7 protein-coding genes are annotated in these 17787 nt (G+C 47.1%); 3 read left to right on the top strand and 4 right to left on the bottom strand.

Annotated features, from left to right (window positions below):
- Window positions 1-542 precede the first annotated feature (542 nt).
- On the top strand, window positions 543-1070 hold the full coding sequence (locus ACEW9I_RS18640) for a DUF3592 domain-containing protein (RefSeq protein WP_373541829.1): 528 nt from the start codon (window positions 543-545) through the stop codon (window positions 1068-1070).
- A 219-nt stretch (window positions 1071-1289) separates the two neighbouring features.
- Here ACEW9I_RS18640 and ACEW9I_RS18635 read toward each other — a convergent pair whose 3' ends face one another.
- The 4 genes from ACEW9I_RS18635 to ACEW9I_RS18620 all read right to left on the bottom strand — a co-directional run bounded on the left by ACEW9I_RS18635 (window position 1290) and on the right by ACEW9I_RS18620 (window position 14425).
- The gene (locus tag ACEW9I_RS18635) at window positions 1290-5486 is read right to left on the bottom strand and encodes a phytase (RefSeq protein ID WP_373541828.1); all 4197 of its coding nucleotides are present in this window, start codon (window positions 5484-5486) and stop codon (window positions 1290-1292) included.
- A gap of 309 nt (window positions 5487-5795) precedes the next feature.
- Entirely contained in the window at window positions 5796-9821 is a 4026-nt protein-coding gene (locus ACEW9I_RS18630) for a glycerophosphodiester phosphodiesterase family protein (RefSeq protein ID WP_373541831.1), read from the bottom strand.
- Between the two features lie 505 nt (window positions 9822-10326).
- Complete coding sequence (locus ACEW9I_RS18625) at window positions 10327-13590, bottom strand: ExeM/NucH family extracellular endonuclease (protein ID WP_373541827.1); 3264 nt, start codon at window positions 13588-13590, stop codon at window positions 10327-10329.
- A 193-nt stretch (window positions 13591-13783) separates the two neighbouring features.
- A complete protein-coding gene (locus tag ACEW9I_RS18620) occupies window positions 13784-14425 on the bottom strand; it encodes a DVUA0089 family protein (RefSeq protein ID WP_373541826.1) in 642 nt (213 codons plus the stop codon).
- Window positions 14426-14640: 215 nt separating this feature from the next.
- Here ACEW9I_RS18620 and ACEW9I_RS18615 point away from each other — a divergent pair, with 215 nt between their 5' ends.
- A complete protein-coding gene (locus tag ACEW9I_RS18615) occupies window positions 14641-14883 on the top strand; it encodes a hypothetical protein (RefSeq protein ID WP_373541825.1) in 243 nt (80 codons plus the stop codon).
- A 544-nt stretch (window positions 14884-15427) separates the two neighbouring features.
- Window positions 15428-17755: an alkaline phosphatase gene (locus ACEW9I_RS18610; protein WP_373541824.1), complete on the top strand. Its 2328-nt coding sequence runs from the start codon at window positions 15428-15430 to the stop codon at window positions 17753-17755.
- Window positions 17756-17787: the final 32 nt, after the last annotated feature.

Here is a 17787-nt window from a genome sequence, read left to right as displayed (position 1 = left end):
CTTGTCGGTACATGAGTATTAACACCTTGGACTAGGCTTTAGACCGATCTTAGCTAATTTTCTGGGACTTCGCTCTTCCCGTTATCGATTGAATTCGTCTCCCTTCGCGGGTTCTAGTCTTCTTCAGCAAGCCCTAGTTAGACCTGCAATTCAGAAAGCTGTTTTCTTTGTAATCAATCGATCGACGCTAGGAATTGATGATATTTCTGCTTGGACGGTTGGTGGTGTGGGATCGAGATCGATCGTAAATTAATAATTATTACAAGTAACACCGAATATCAAAAATTATCTTCCAGGGTATTTAGACTGAATTAATTCAGCCTAAATACCCGATTCGGTAGTGTTAGGTGGAAATTTGTCCGTATAGCACCCCATTTTTCTGGTATTGGGTGGAAATTTGTCCATCTAACTGCCTCAAATGGGGGCATTAAACTGAATCTGTCAGTCTAATAAATAGTTGTGCCGCAGTCAAAAGCCCTTTAAATCATTTTAGAAGAAAACAAAGCTACTGATAGTATTGCTAGATAGGAAATAGTTAAAATATGGCACTATCACCAATTTCACTAATATTTCTCATACTGCTTCTAGTGATATGGGTGGTGTTTTCATTCCGCGAGATCATAGTTTTATTAAAAAAACTCGTAATAGGACTTTTAAGTAATAGATGGCACTTTACTGACGGGATAATTGTTATGAGTAGGGTACTAGATGATTGTGGAGGTGCTAGAACAGGTCCAAACTATGGAATAGCATTCAATTATAAATATTCAGTCGATGATATGATTTACTACGCTGGTTTTGAAGTGCGGGGTTTTTATAGTTTTGCGCTTGCAGAACAAGAACTAAGCACAAGATATAGAATGGGACAAAATCATAAGATTTTCTATAATCCTAAAAATCATCGGAAAATAGTGATGACTCCTGGCACAAAGGGGGCTGACGTTTGTTCATTGTTTGGATGGATCGTTGTGCTCTGTATGTCTGGTGGTTTGTTAGCTTTGATGATTATAGCTACATTGCTCACGCGATCCTTGATTGCTCACCGCTATGATTACGGCATAACAACCTGATTGGAGCGGACTGACAAAATTGGCTGGTGTTGCAGCAGAGTTCACTGGCAGCCGATCGATCTGAACGTTACTAATGAGAAGAGAGTTTTCCGATCGAGTCCCCTCTTTCAAAACAAACGATCGGAAAATCTGAGCATTATCCAATCTTGAAGATCGCTTCTCTAAAAAAATCGGCACAACTTATCTTCTTGACGAGTTGTGCCGAGTGTGTAATTGGAATTAGATAAACGCAAAGTTAGCTGCGGTGAGAGTATTAGTCTCAACTCCAGTTAAGGTGGCGATCGTGTTACCGCCGATCGCAATATTATTACCAGTCCGAGTCAAGTCGGTAAATTTAACTCCGCCAGTAATACCCAATACATCAGTGCCGATTTGGTAATCGACGATTGTATTCGCACTTGTCGGAGCTTCGCCGTTGTAAATCCAGAATTGGTCGGCACCAGCACCACCAGAGAGGAGGTTATTACCGCCGCTACCAGCGAAGAATTTATCGTTACCGTCACCACCCAACGCACGACCGTTGGTACCGAGGAACAGGGTATCGTTACCAGCACCAGCGGAGATCCGGTAGCCAGTAGCATCGGTAGCATCGAGGAAATCGTCGCCAGCACTGCCGAAGACGCGATCGTTATTGCCAACATCGATAATGTCATTACCGCTACCGAGGTCGATCCGATTGTTACCAGCAGCAGCACCCGCGCTCGGAACTTCTACGAGATCGTTACCGGAACCTGTAAATACGATGTCATTAATCCCGTCGAATCCGGTTAATCCGGCAACTAAATTGTCAGCACCTGTGGTACCTGAGACTAAGTTGGCGGCTTGAGCCAGAGCTTGGGGTCGAGCGATTGGATTGCGGGGATTGTAGCTGGTAGTATCGATCGTCAGCGGTGTAGCGAAGGTATTGGCGATATTTTCAAATGGGACGAATTTGAAGTTGGAGCTGATATTCTCACCATCGACGATTTTGGCGGGGTCGTTGCTACCATCTTGGGTGATGAATAATCCGTTGGGGAAGTTGGCACCCAGTGGGACGTTGATAACTTCTGCACCGTCAGATTCTTGGACGCTATCGATCGATCCGCTATTCCCAACGCCAAACCGTCCGATAAAGTTATTGCTACCTTCACGAGTGTAGGCGGCAAAGGTATTATCACCTTGACTGGAGGCGAGTAAGTAACCCGCGCCATTTTTACCGTAGTAAATGGTCAAGCCTTCGACATCATTGGTGAGATTTTTACCGCCTTCAGCTTTGACTTTATCTACCAGTATGCCTGTCGATCGACCATTCGGTTCGGCATCAAATTTCCAGATTCCGACATCTTCTTGACCGATGTACAGTTGTCCGGTTTCTTGGTCGGCGACGATGCCTTCAGTTTGGGCGGAGGCTCCGGCGATGGTGGAGGATGGAACTGTGAAGTTACGGACTAGTTCGTAACCGATTTTGCCGTTACCTTTATCGACCAATTTGAGTTGAGCGACATCGCCAGTTTGGCGGCGAGTGGTGAAGGCGTAGTAATCATTGCTGATGGGGCTGCGGTAGAGTGCCAAGCCATAAGCACTAGTTGCCGATGCTGAGAATGGCGCGGTAAATGGCGCGCCTTGGAAAATTGTCGCCGCGCTGGTGTCGGTAATATTTTCGAGATAATTACCACCCGTACCAGCGGGATTTATCTTGAAGATTGCTAGTTTATCGTTATTGCGATCGCTAGCGACGGCGATATCGATTTTTTGACCGCCCAATGTGAAGCCATACTGTAAGTCCACATTGTTGTAACGAATGTCAGGACTGCTAGGATTGATTGTTTGAATCAGATTACCCGACAAGTCATACACCCGCAAACCGCCATTTTTAACGCTGGTAACGACCAAGCTTTTCGCTGAGTCAGTCGCATTGACATACACCGCCGGATCGTCAGCATCGGCGCGTTGACTGAAGGGTAAGGAACCATCATCCAAAAGCGCGGGACGAGTCTCAACGGTTGGTGTGGCAGTGGGCACTAAGTCAGCACCCAAAGTAATAATCTGGGTAAACTGAGTCGCACTGAAGTTGTTATCGCTGACTAAGACAATCGATTGGCGACCATCGGCGAGTTTTGGCCCAAAGGTGATGCCTTCGACGTTATCTAAGCCTGTGGAAAGTTTCAGATCGTCCAAATTCAACACCAACCGTTTTTGGACGGGTTGGAGAGCGGCTAACTGAGCCGGAGTCAGACTTGCCAGACTATCGATCGCACTGATATCCGCCGCACCTTGCAAGGATATTTCGTAAATCTTAATCGTATTGCCAGTACCAGGAACACCTGTAGAGAACGAGCGTTCTAAGGCTAGCATGGTGCCACGATCGTCGATCGCCAGTAAATCAACCAAACCATTGGTAGCAAAGGCGGTTGTGGGAATCGGAGCTAGAGCAACTCGATCGGTTTGATAAAGATATTCTTTTTCTGGTTGCCCTGAAACCAAGTTGTACTGGACGATCCGTGAATTAGTACCCACTGCCACCGTAGCCACCGTGCCATCCTGAAATAAGGAATTTTCGGTAGCTGTGTACAGCGTTTTTTTGTCAGGCGTAATTGTCAGACTCTCAAACGCCAGATTATTCCGAATTCCGGCGGTTTGGGTATCGGCAGCATCGACGATGCTATTACCGTTGGTATCGGTGACTTTAGGCAGAAATTTAGTCGGTACAGCTAGCGATCGAATTTCGGTTCCGGTCGTCAGGGAAAACTCTTTGATAAATGGGTTGGAAACGCGCCCGACGGTGGGGTTGGCTTCACCTTCAGATGAGATAAATACGGTACCATTCTGCGTCAGCGCGATCCCTTCGGGGTCGAGACTATTGAGTGCGAACGGCTTACCGCTGGCATCCTTGAGTTGGACGACATTAGTAAAAGTTACATCGCTAGTAACTGGATTGAGCGTAAAAGTATAGAACCGTGCATTGGAGGATCGATCGTCAGAAATTGCATAATACTGATTTTTGGCAGCATCATAAGTTATCCCCGACAAGCCACCCAATGGCACATCAACACCATCAATCTTACCAGCAGCACCAGCCGGAATCAGTCCGGTGGCAAAAATCTTTTGACCGATAAAACCCGCACTCGCGATCGATTTCCCGCTCGGCGTAATTCCGACTTGGACATCGGCAAAAACCAAACGGTGATCCGAAGTCGCATAACCACCAGGTAAAGCAGCATTAAATACGCCCACAGGTGCGAATGTCGGATCGGTATTTAACGGCCAAAATACGCCACTGTTATTAATTGCTAGATCTGCCGAAGGTAGCACATAATCAGCCCGCAAATTCCCCGGATTGGTACCACTATCGGCAAAATCCGCCGTATCAAACGCCGGATTACCAGTTTGGGTATTATTAACTAGACCCTGAAGTGCAGACTGTTGGACGCCACCCGCACTAGTCGGGATCGAATTAGTATTGATATTAGGGTTGCGTAACAACTGCGAGACGGCATTATTGTAGCTATCGCCATCGCGAGGATCGGCGTTTTGGTCGCCCATAATGACAAAGCTCGCACCGCCAGTGATGCCCCCTTTGCCACCTTTATCATCATAAATATAACCACCTTGCCCCGGCGAAACATAATCCGCCCAGAACCGAATCTCATCAGCATTCCGTTTACCGTTCCGGTCTTCAGTGCCATCAAAAACAGGCGGCGTGGGGTGACTAACGAGGGCGTGAACGATTTCGCCATTGACCTTAATCGGCACATCCCAATGACTTTTAGAAGACAACCGCAACTTCTCAATTTCTGCCGTCGAGTAGAAGCCCTTGAGGTTTTCATTAACTGGCGTAGCGGGATTGTCTACCGTCGGATCGTTGGTGAGTAAACCACCTAGCATATCTTTCCAGAGAAAATTCTGAAAAGTCCGCACATTCGGCGTGTCGATTTCGTATTTAGATAACACCACCATCCCGAATTGACCTGGGAAGTTACCAAAACCAAAAGCATCATCACCGTAGCCATTATCACCAATCCCATCGGTGAGAGTGGTAACAACGCTACCATTGTTATTTAGGTCGAATCCCGACGGAATGCCAGTATTACTAGGGGCAATATAAAAATATTTATAATCTACCGGAGCCGCGCCATTTTGTCCGACTTTGAGAAAGTTATCGATAAATAATTCGACCGCTTTATTTGGATCTGCGGCATTAAAATCAAACTCATTAATTAGCAAGACATCGGGATTATTGCGCTGAATAATTTCCGCTGCATTTTTAGCTTGTTGAATGCGTAATGCTTGGTTGCGATTGGGATTTTCAGCAGCTCCGATCGCTCTAGTGTCGGCGATTGCTGGGTTTGATAGATCGTTGATTAGTTGTCCATCAGCATTGCGATTGAGTGAAGCATTGAACTGAGCGAAGCGAATATTTGTGCCAGTAATGTTCATGGTTTGCAATAGTAAAGAACTTAAATAACAGCAATTAAACAGAGGCTCTGCCGAAGTGTCGATCGCTTATAGCTAGTGGGCAGTGTCCACTAGCTATAATTCAGAGGATGTCTGAAAAGAGATATTTGATGTAGATCGCCGATCTAAATCCCCTTAAATCCCCCTTAAAAAGGAGAACTTTCGATCTATTTCCTTCCTTAACAAAGGGGGTTGGGGAGATTTATAGAGTTTATGCCCAAGAAAATTAACTTTTCAGACATCCTCTCAACTAGCTTTGTGCGCTGATTTGACGTGAGTTCGGGAAGTTATTTAAACAAACGAGAAACTACTAGCATTGAGCGTGTTAGACCCAATTCCGGTGATGACTGCGAGATCTTTACCACCAGCTTTGACTAACGTATCCCCACCCTGTTGAGTGAGAGTCACTTTCGTAAAGTCAGTTACACCGGAGATGCCCAAAATCAACATTTTGTCAATGCCAACCTCGAAGTCACTGATGGTATTCGCAGTAGCAGGAAAACCGCCAGCAGTCAGATAGAACTTATCGGCACCAGCACCACCAAATAGGGTATTACCACCTTTACCTGCAAATAACGAGTCGTCGCCATCACCACCAGAGAGGAAGTCAGCAGTAGCAGCGAATAACTTATCGCTACCTGCACCGCCATAGAGACGGTTGCTGCCTTTACCAGCAGTGGCATCGAGGATGTCGTCACCAGCTTCACCGAATAATCGATCGCTAAATCCGGCGAGGAGTTCGTCGTTACCGTCACCGCCATAGATGCGGTTGTTACCAGCAGCAATGGTTGCATCGACTAAATCGTTACCACCAGCGGTAAAGATCGTGTCCTTGCGAGTAGGGAGGATCGAGGTATCATCGCCAGCAGTACCGGGGACGACTTTGTTACCGCCTTGAGCATCGATACCTACGAGCGGACTGATATTGAGGGGTTTGTCGAGGGTGATTTGGACGATTTCATTGTTGTCGATGCTTGGTGGACGACCGATCGAAAATGGATAGTTATTATCATTGGCAACTAAGATCGTATTGGCATCGATAACTAGTAGGTTTTCGATCGTCACAAATGGCATCCGGTAAGTGGTGCTACCGTCTTTATTTAAGTCCAAAGGATCGGGAATATTCAACAAGTCGGCGACTTCTTCTTTAGCTACATTGCCATTGGCATCTTTCTTCGATAAATCTACTTTGTAGACTTTCTTGAATTTAGCTAGATCGCCTTGTCCACCGTCGCGTTCGATGACCAGATATTCGTTATTATTAACGACGGTCATGTCACCGATCGCATTGCCGACCGCTTCCATTTTGTAGAAGCCAAGTTGACCTTTGTATTTCTGGCTAGCAACATCAAATTCATAAATCCGCAGCGAACCAGCGGGGTCGCCAAATACCGTACCTTCTAATAGGGGATACAAGGTATTTTTGTCAGGACTGATTGCCATACCTTCAAATCCGCGCGAACCGCCGATATTATCGACAGCAGGTGTACCGACAAATTTGTCGCGTACCAAGTCACCCGTCCCAGGGAAATCGGTAAAGAAAGCATCAACGCCTAAGTTGATAAATTGCTCTAGTTCTTTTTTCGGGTCGCCTTTGTAGTCCGAAGCCAGGAAGAAGCCTTCACTGCGGAAAGTATAAGGATGTACCTGTAAACCAGCAACATGAGCATCTTTGACCAAGGTTGTGGGTGTACCCAACACGCGATCGGCATCGCTGATTTGACCGTCACTATTGAGGTCGTCTGGTGTCCCATTTTTATCGAGATCGACAGTAGCCGCAGGGACGATCAGGCGTTTGTCAGGGCCGATACCTGCCGCATATTTGGCGATATTTGTCAACTCTGCGGGCTTGGTGAGATCGCCATAAGTCCGCGCATCACCACTGAGGGTGAAGTCATAAGGTTTACCAGCAGCACCACCAAACAATTGCACCAGCGGGATGTCGATCTTCGCGGCGGGCATGATGGTATCGTTAATCTCTTTGAGGTTGGCAACTTCAAAGGATTGGATGAATACCCGTTTGGGGTCGGTAAAGTTGCTAGCAACTAGGGTGTCAACGAGCTTTTGACCGAGATTGACATTGATTTTGGTGGTGCCATCGAGGAGCGTACCCTGGGAGGCAAAGTAGCTGGGGTGCTTGGTTTCGGGGTAGATGCCGATTTTGCGTCCGGTATCTTTTTCGACTTGTTTGACTAAATCGATGACTTCTTGGAAAGTGGGAACTTTGAGTCCATCGCCGTCATATTTGGTACCGCGCAAGGCGGGTAGCCGCTCGATCGCATTCAGCGTCTTGATTTCAGCGAGGGTAAAGTCTTCAGCAAACCAACCGCCAACTTTAATGCCGTCGAGTGTTTTGACAGTTAAGCGGCTGGCAAATTCGGGCTTGAGATGGACGTTGGTACTGGTATTGGTAGTCGTGATTTCAAATTTACCAGCACTATCCCGCTTGATCGTACCGTCAGCATTCAAGGCGACGACGGCTAGCATCGGCTCGTGACGAGCGATGAGGATGCCATCTTTGGTGACTACCAAATCCGGCTCGATGAAATCTGCACCATCCGCGATCGCGAGTTTGTAGGCTTCGAGGGTGTGTTCTGGGCGGTTGCCACTGGCACCACGGTGTCCGAGGACTAGTGGGGCATTACCATCTAAGGTTTGAAACGTGGTTTTTGCTAGGACATCGGGGTTTTGAGGCGATCTCACGATCGGGCTAGTCAGTTGGTCGCGTACCAAGTCCGCAGTACCTGGGAAGTCTGAGAAAAAGCCATCAACGCCAGCATTGATAAAGGCTTTATACTCCTCGGCGGGGATGCCGTTGTAGTCCGATGCCAACCGTCGCGCTTCGTTGCGGAAAGTGTACGCATGAACGAGCAGCCCAGCCGCATGAGCGTCAGTAACCAATGAGGAGGCGGGCAATAAGGTGCGATCGGTATCGTTGACTAAACCATCCTTATTGACATCATCAGCTTTGCCATCTTTGTCAGCATCCACACCCTTGCTGGAGATAATCATTGGCTTCCAGGGGCCAATTCCATTCGCATAGGTAGCGATTTCAGCCAAGCCTGCTTTGGTCTGTAAGTCAGCGTAGGTGCGTTTGTCGCCTTTGACGGTGAAGTCGTAAGGCTGTTTGTTGACATCTTGGTAAATAAGGGAACCATCGAGGGCGACATCATAAGCATCCAATAACTGCACCAACGGTAGGTTAGTTTTACCGTTGAGTTCCTGGAGGTTGGACACTTCAAAGGATTGGATGAAGACGCGGCTGGGGTCGGTGAAACCTGTCTTGGCGAGAGTTGCCAATAGGGGTTCTTCGAGTGATAAACCCAGATTGTCATGGAAGGTGGGGTGCTTAGTTTCGGGGTAGATGCCGATCTTTTTGCCAGTGTCGGCTTCGACTTGCTTGATGAGATTGATGATTTCTTCGAGCGTGGGAATCTCATACAAGTTATTAAAGACTTGAGTCCGTTCGCTCTGCGGCATGATCGCCCGAATGGTCTTGATTTCTGCCAAAGTGAAGTCGGAAGCGAAAAATCCTTCTTCGGCTACGCCATCGACCATTTTAGTCGTCTTGCGGCTAGCAAACTGAGCTAGATCCTTAACGTTGGTAGTGTTAATCATGTTTGGCTCGTGCCGCGCGATTAATACGCCATCTTTGGTCGCAACTAAGTCCGGCTCGATGAAGTCTGCACCACGTTCGATGGCGAGTTTGTAAGCACCTAATGTATGCTCTGGCAATTCACCACTCGCGCCACGATGTCCGATGACGATCGGAGCTTTACCACCCAAGGTTTTGAGCATACTTGCAGCGGGATTGGGAGTCGCGATCGGCGCATCCAACAATTTACCCGTAGCATCAAAATGTAAGAGGTAGGGGCCAAATTCTTCACCCACCCAGATCGAACCATCTTTGGCAAGAGTGAAGGACTCAAGATCGAAGTCTGCCCCTGTCAATAATCGATCGGTTGTAGTTTCATTAACGATCGCAAATCCAGCTTTTTTGTTGGGGTCAGAGAGTTGAATAAAGTTACCAACTTTGACTGTCCCATCGCCGCCCAATCCTTGAAAACTCGGATTGGTTTTGTAAATCCGCAATAAGAAATCATTACTATTGGCTTTAGCACCAAAGCCATTATCCGCCATGAACCAGTAGTTACCGTAGAGATCGGCAAACTGGACTGCACTCAAACCTTGAACGGGTTGACTGGAAAAGGGCACAGTCCTACCGTTGGTACCAGTGAGCAATTTACCAGATGCGGGACCAGGAGCGAAAGTGTCAGCAGGAAGCGATGCGAAGCCTTTTAATGCAGTCATAGTCAGTTTGATGTGTTTTCTATGAGGACAATTAGAAATTTGCTAATAACTACACGATCGGGGGTATTAAAATGGCTGTTGACTTACACAATGAAGGCGATCGACACAATTAGTAAATGCATCGATCGGCAACAGTCTCGATGGTTTGTTTTTATTACAAGCTACTCGTTCTAAAATAATTTAGTAGATAGATGTTTCAATCGACCGCTACTAATTTTTTAGAAATAATTGCCACATTACCATATCAGCTACAGGTTAAGGATTAGTTATTTCGAGGTGCTTATTTTTACATTTCATCCATATTTTTACGATCGAATATATGTGATGTTTTACACGTTTTGTTCAGTCGATCTGCGGTGGGATGACCGAGTGCGATCCGTAGGATCGATCGACATATTGACTCAAGATTCAGTCTGGATCTAAGGGATCTGGGTACTGAACCTTGATTTGATGACAGCCCTACTGAAAACCCGATCGAGTATGGGCAACCGATCGATTGCCCCTAATTTAGCTAGAAAACCGAGAAACTAGCATTAGTCAGTGCGGGGTTGCCGACTAATTGAGCGATCCGCACCTGTGCTGCACCGCCAAAACCATCAGCATCAAAGAACAAGGCACCAGATGTATTGTTGTAAATAAACCGCTGGCTGGTATTGGTTGCTGACACTCCCAATGTGAATCGAGCAGCCGCTAATACACCGATGTTGCCCACGACCGCAGCACCACCAAAACCAGTACCGGAAATACTGATGCGATCGATTCCAGCTTCAAAGTCATTGATTTTGTCGATTCCTTCGTTGGCACCATAAAATACAAAAGTATCGTTACCAACACCGCCAAAGAGGAGATCGACTCCTAGACCACCAGCAATGAAATCATTACCACCGCGACCATTGATGATGTCATTACCAGCATTCCCAAACAGAGTATCGCTACCAGCAGTACCAAACTGTCTATCTGCTCCAGTATTGCCACCAGTAGGCTTGAGATCTAGTCCAGCCAAGACTGGATCGTGGTCAGAGGAACGGAATCGATCGGGTGCATAGAGACTGGTATCATTGCGATCTTCAGCAGCACCTTCACTGGTGGTGAGTTCTGCATCGTTGTAATCAAAGACGATCGGTTCTGAGGAGTTGATATTCCACTTCGCCGCACCTGTGACTTGAGATAGCAAGCTAGCGGTGACCAGCGCGTGGTCGAGGGAGCCAGTCTGACCGTCGAAAACATAGGAATCGGTAGCAGTTGCGAGTTTGGTAAAGCCACCAGCGCGGAGAATGTCGATCGGATCTTCTTCGTTGTAGGCATTGAGATCGCCCAAGATCATCACATCGCTGTCACCGGAAGCGGTTTGGATCTGAGTAACAAAGTTGAGTAAGGCGGTAGATTGAGCTTTGCGGGTGGCATTTGATAAGCCTTGACCGTCGCCTTGGTCGGTATCGCCTGGTAAGCCAGCACTAGAACCTTTGGACTTGAAGTGATTGACAATCGGCGTGAATTTCTCGCCACTGGCATTGTTGAGGAAAGTCTGGGCTAATGGCGGACGAGCGGTATCAAAAGCAGGATCGTTGAAATAGACGGCATTGCCGACGGGCGTAACCGCACCTGGCTTGTAGATAAAGGCGACCTTGATTTCATCGGTACCGGAGCTGCCAGTAGTATTTGCTAGTTTGATATAGTCGTAGGTATTAGAGCCGATCGCAGTATTCAAGCCATTGACTAAATTGACGATCGCCGAATTGGCACCATCGCCATCATTCTCCATCTCAATCAAGCCGACGACATCGGCATTCAACTCCTGGATGGCAGTAATAATCTTAGCGCGTTGACGACCGAACTCAGCCGTAGTATCAGCACCCCGTGAAGTCGGGAAGCCCCCACCAGCACCATCACCATTGAAGTAGTTGAGGACATTGAAGCTACCGACTTTTAGACTGCCACCCACCTCTGGTACAGCGGGACGCGCTTCGTAGTTGAAAACTGGGGCTAGAGTGGGTTGAATCCGGTAATTATTAAACCCAAAACCCAGTACGCCAGTCAAGCCCGTAGTCGTGCTACCAATGCGGAGTGTGTTATTGTTCGGATCGGCGTCGGTGGTATTGACATAGGGGACATCGCTGAGGTTGGATGCACTACTACCATCATCGAGCAGGATGCGACTACGGTTGTTGAGGTCTTGCAGGGCAGTTACCGCCGCAACATTGCTAGTACCGGATGAACTCGTACCAGTGGCGGCACTATCATTGGGATCGACGATGTTTGTCGGATTGAATAAGCGACCATTGGCAGATAAGGAAACTTCCCCAAATCGACCTAAGTTAAAGACTTCAGTAACCGTAAGCGTCTCTGGGATTGTAATCAGCATCCCTTCATAGCGTTCCAACTCACCTAGTGTGGTCACAGGTAGATCGACTACCGTCGCACTCACGAGGGATTGTTGTCCGGTGGCTACAACACTCACATCGGCTGCACTACCAGGAGTAATTACGGCTTGGTTAAAAGATGGCGTCGCGCTACTTTCTAGCACTGCACCCGTAACTTTTACTTGGTCGCCGACATTGACGGCTGCCAAAGAGTTGACAAAAATACCTTCAGACGTGAGGACATTACCATCGGCATCTGTGGTTTCTTCTTGGAGATAAAAGCCACCGAGTCCATCGATACCTTGATAGTCACCGACGACGATCCCTTCGATCGTGTATGTCCCCGCAGTTGCGGCTGTACCAGTACCTTGAATCGTACTAATTTTGGTCACAGCAGGCGCAACGCTGTCATTATCGACGATCGTCACACTCGCAGTCGCAGTCCCCAGCGTGAAACCTGCCGAGGCGGAGAGGGTGAGGGTGACAGCTTCATTGCCTTCGACGATCGCATCATCGACTGGAGTCACAACCACATCTACAAATGCGCTACCTGCCGCGATCGTGGCAGTACCAGGTAAAGTATTATAATCGCTACCAGCGATCGCTTGACCTGTACCTGTACCCACAGAGTAGGGAACGACTAAAGCATTCGTTGTGTCGCCAGTGCGGGAGATCCGGAAGCTACCATTAGCTGTAGCTGCTTCAGCAGCATTGGACGTTGATGCGATCGCTACCGTTGGTAGACTACTACCCACCGCCGAAAGTGAAAAGTTATCGATCGCTAGACCGTGATCGTTACCAACATCATTATTCTCAATCCACCGCAACCAGAGAGTATCAGTATTTGCCCAGTTTAAGCTATTGAGCGCGCCACCGACATTTGACACTAGACCAGTTACATTTCCATTCACCGCAGCGGCAGTCGCAGTTGCTACTGGTGAAGGCCAATTAAAGCTTACACCAGGTGTATTCCAAGTAGTAACAGCATTAAAAGCAGAACCAAATCCATACTGTAGCACCATTGACTGGGCAGTCGTATTGCCCCCATTCCGCCACTGTTCGCCATTAAAGTTGACATTGACTGTATCTATTGTCCCGCCGCTAGTGTTGGTAGCAGCAAAAGCAATCCAGCCAGCAACAGATCCCGTTCCTGGAGAACCAAAATATGTTCCACCAGAAGCTAGTCCGCCCAATGCTCGATCTGTAGAACTTGTCGAGCCATAGCTGTAGAAGCTACCAGTATTGGAACTGCCAGCATCAGCGTTGTATGTGGGGATAGCAGTACCTGGAGCAGGCTGACGGAACAAAGACCAACCAGCGATGGTGGTATCGTTAACCCAAGCATTACCAGTGCCTGCATTGGCAAGGGTATCAAAGTCTTGAGAATAAGTGGAACCGTTAAAACTAATAGGCATATAAGAAACTCTCTGTAGGATAGTGATTTCGTCAAACGATCGAGAACTGTCTTGAGATAATCAATGAGATTAGTTGTTGGGATCGGGATTGAGAAATTATTTCAGATGTAAACTCACCCAGAATCGATCGATTCCAACTAGATTAGTAAGGCGGGTAGTTAACTATCGATTTTTGGATACTTGGTGTGAATACTTAATTTTGCTTTTTAATAGATGAGAATTTCCGTTTAAACATCACGACACCAAATCCGGCCACAACTGTCCCAATAAAATCGCTGGGTTCGGGGACTGCGGTGGTACTGACGAGGTTGACATTATTGATATCAAAGGCATAATCAGGCTCTCGCCCGAAAAAATCTCCCTCATTTTCAAAACCATCAGCAATATTTCTGGGAACTAGCGGATTTGGTTGTTGGTTCAAGAAGTTGGCAAATGCCGAAATTACAACTCGGTAGTCCCCTGCTGCTAATGTCCGATCGACATTGAAGTCTGTTGCACCAGTATCGGTGCCGTTTTGTTCAAAAATAAAGTTACCTGTAGGGTTGTCAAATACGGTCAAAATTGGGTCGAAACCGCCAGCCGAGATCGTTGCTCCAGTAGCATTGGTACCACCGTCATAGCCGTAGGAGCGGAAATTGACTAGCGAACTGGAAGTGGTCGTAAAAGTCAGCGAAAAGAGTTGATTGGGAGTGGTAGGCGCGAAGGAGCCGACAAATGAGAGACTAGCCGCACGCGCCGGAGCAGCTTTCATGGCAATTCCAGTTGTGGCGGTGGTAATTCCCAGCATCATCGCGGTAACAAAGACTTTAGAAACGATCGTCATCAAATTTTTCATAATTCTATCGGTCTATCGGTAAGAGCGGTTGGTATTTTTGAGTATTTCCCTAATGGGATAATACACAGACAGAATTTAGAAGTTTGTCGTACAATGCTCATTGCCAGTCGGTCATCTGACTGAACATAGCAGAACTGCATATTTAGGCAGTTTTGTCTTAATTAACGTGTTACATTTTAGCGATCTTACTGGCAGTATTCACCAGATTGCGATAGTTGGTAAAGCTCGTTTGGTTATTGCGCGGCGCAGCATACTCAGCAAAGTCATTACTGTTGGTCAATGCGATCGCATTAGTCCCATTAGCTAGTCCCACAGTTGTCAGCGTGCCTGCGCCTTCCGTCGATACCGCCGTTAGCAATACTTATACTCGATCGCCTCCGTACAGATCGCTGAATTTGCAAGGCGAGTCACGCACACAATACAATCTTCAGACTAAGAAATTGCCACTATCACAATAAGAAATGGTTAAGAAGAAGTCTGGAAAGGATCTGCGGATTAAACTCTACATCACCGCAGCTAACTTTGTTTTGTCTCATGAACAATAATCACAATCTTTTACAGATTGGAGAATTCTGTCTAGCAAAACATCCGCTCTTTGATTGTTTATTTACAGTAACTTGAATCGGAAAGAGAATCATTATCATTACCATACGATCGATTGTAAAACACCAAATTCAAAAAATGATATTTTACTAAAATTAAGAGCACTTTGCTTGAAATATTCTGTTTTTTGGTAGTAAATAGATTTGCTTAAAATATTCAAAAGCCTCAGATGTATACCTTGTGGGAATTTTCTCGGTCGGGTCGATTAGCTTTTTGATAATAGATAAACTTGCGATATTACCGATCGGGATTAAGGTATCTCGATCGAGTTAGTGAAGCAGTGTAATTAAATATACGTGGACTTATTGAAAAGTCATGTCAAACTGATCGAGCGATTGAGTTTAAAGAATTTATTTCGTCAGTAGTTCGTAGTAAAAACACACAGGAAAGTTAAATTGCATGGCTAAGAATACGATCATCATGATTGGCGACGGTATGGGCTGGGAAATGACCCGCGCCGCAGCCGTCTACAAGCAGATTCAAGAAGGTAAAACTGGTGCTAGCCTCAGCGATTTCTACACCGCTGGCAAAGGTACTGGTCTGAACATGCAGACGCTGACAGGCTATACCTTGGCGACCACCTATGGTACTACCATTGCTGGTGCTAACGGTGTCTACAGCACAGGTAACGCAGCCGTAACTGGCCCTGCAACTGCCGCTACAGGTGTAAACCCACCTACTGCTGGCTTTGTTTTCAACCCAGCTTTCAACCCTGGTACTACTGCTAGTGGTGGCGCAACAGTTGCCAGTGGTGTTGTCGGTAACTTAGTTGGTTACGATCCAATTCGCGGTGGTATCAATCCTTGGACACCTGGTACCGATCGAGAATACATCAAACTCAGCTATCCCGACTCAGCAAATACCGCTACCACTCTCTACACTGGGATCAAGAGCTACAACAATGCGATCGGTGTTGATATCTTCGAGGACAACATCGAAGGTGCTTTAGCGAAAGCCGCTGCTCAAGGTAAATCGACTGGTCTAGTTACATCCGTACCGATCGATCACGCGACTCCAGCCGCAGCAGCAGCCAATGTCAACCGTCGTAACAAATATGACGAAGACTATCCAGCATTGGATAACATTCTGCAACAGGAACTCCGCATTTATCAACCAACGGTAATCCTCGGTGGCGGTCACCCCTTATCTACTCCTGGTAATCCACTCCCTGTCGGAGTCGAGCCATTGCGAGATAATACTTACATCCGGGAATCTACTTATAAAGAATTCAGCACCAAACCCAACGACAACCTCTACGACTATACGTTCCTAGAGCGTGGTAAGGATGCCGCTAAGGTACTCGCTGAGACAGCAGCCAAGCTCGATCCGAATAAAGGCGATCGCCTCTTCGGTTTATATGGCGCACGCGGTCAAAATGGTAACTTACCTGTCAGTTCTGCCAATGGTGACTACAGCACCACTGGTTTGGACATGTTCAGTGTTAACACCACTAAAGGATTGAATCCAGATCTCCTGCGTCCGCTAAAAGCAGGTGAAACTGACGCTCAATTCATCGCCACCGAGCGCAATGAAAACCCCACTCTCGACGATCTGACCAAAGCTGCACTAAACATCTTGGGCAAAGATCCCGACGGTTTTTGGGTGACTATCGAAGGTGGTGATATTGACTGGGCTGCTCATGATAACAACATCGACAACCTGATCGGTGCAACTCTAGACTTCGACAAATCGGTTGGCTCGGTGATCGACTGGATTAATAAAAATGGTGGTTGGGAAGAAAACCAACTCATCGTTACTGCTGACCACGATCACTATCTGACTCTCAATGGTGATTTCCCAACTCTAGTTCGTAACAATGCGGCTAATGGTATCAGCGAACTAACCAACAATGACACGATCGCCGGATCTGGTAACTTCTGGGGTACTAGCGCAACTGATAAGTACAACTGGGGGAACCACTCCAACCGTCCCGTACCTGTCTACTACCAAGGGCCTGAGTCTTCATTGCTGACAGCTTCGATCGGCACTGGCTACGAAGCTTATGGCACACAAGTTCAAGGAATCGCTGGTCTGATCGACCAAGTTGATATCGGTGAAACGCTGATCGCTTCAGCAATTGACACCGTTCAGAAGGAATTGGTAGCCGGAACTACTGGTGCTGATATCTTGATTGCATCTGCTAGCAGCAGTATTGATGGTGTGTATGACACGATCTTCACTGGTGGTAACAATGATGTTATCGATCTAGCTTTCAACACCAACGCACGTAACAACCGCGTTGATGGTGGTACAGGTGCGGATACCATCTATGTCAGCCGGAACGATCGCGCTTTCGGTAGTGCGGGTGATGATATGTTTGAAGCTCTCGATAGCAAAGGTGGTAACCGGATGTCTGGTGGTGCTGGTAATGACACCTTCTATCTTGGTAAAAATGACTATGCACTCGGTGGTGATGGTGCTGACAAATTCTTCGCTAGCAATGGCGGCGGTAATACCATCTCTGGTGGTGCTGGTGCCGACCAATTCTGGATCGCCAATGCCGAGCTTCCTGGTGCTGGTAACAAAGTGATCGACTTCCAAATCGGTACCGACGTTATCGGCATCGTCGCGGCAAGTAGCTTGGGTATCAGTGCAACTAGCTTGACATTGGCTCAAGTTGGTGCTGACACTGCGATTAACTTTGGCGGTCAAACCTTGGCGACTTTAGTTGGTATTCAAGCAACTAGCTTGAGCACTAGCAATGCTGGTCAATTTGTATTTGCTTAATCACAAGATTAGCATTTAGGTCTTTAAGATTG

Origin of the sequence: Chamaesiphon sp., from assembly GCF_041738855.1 — a bacterium.
Taxonomy (GTDB): domain Bacteria; phylum Cyanobacteriota; class Cyanobacteriia; order Cyanobacteriales; family Chamaesiphonaceae; genus Chamaesiphon.
The sequence above is the reverse complement of the archived record's forward strand: the minus strand, read 5'-3'. Positions and strand labels throughout refer to the sequence as shown.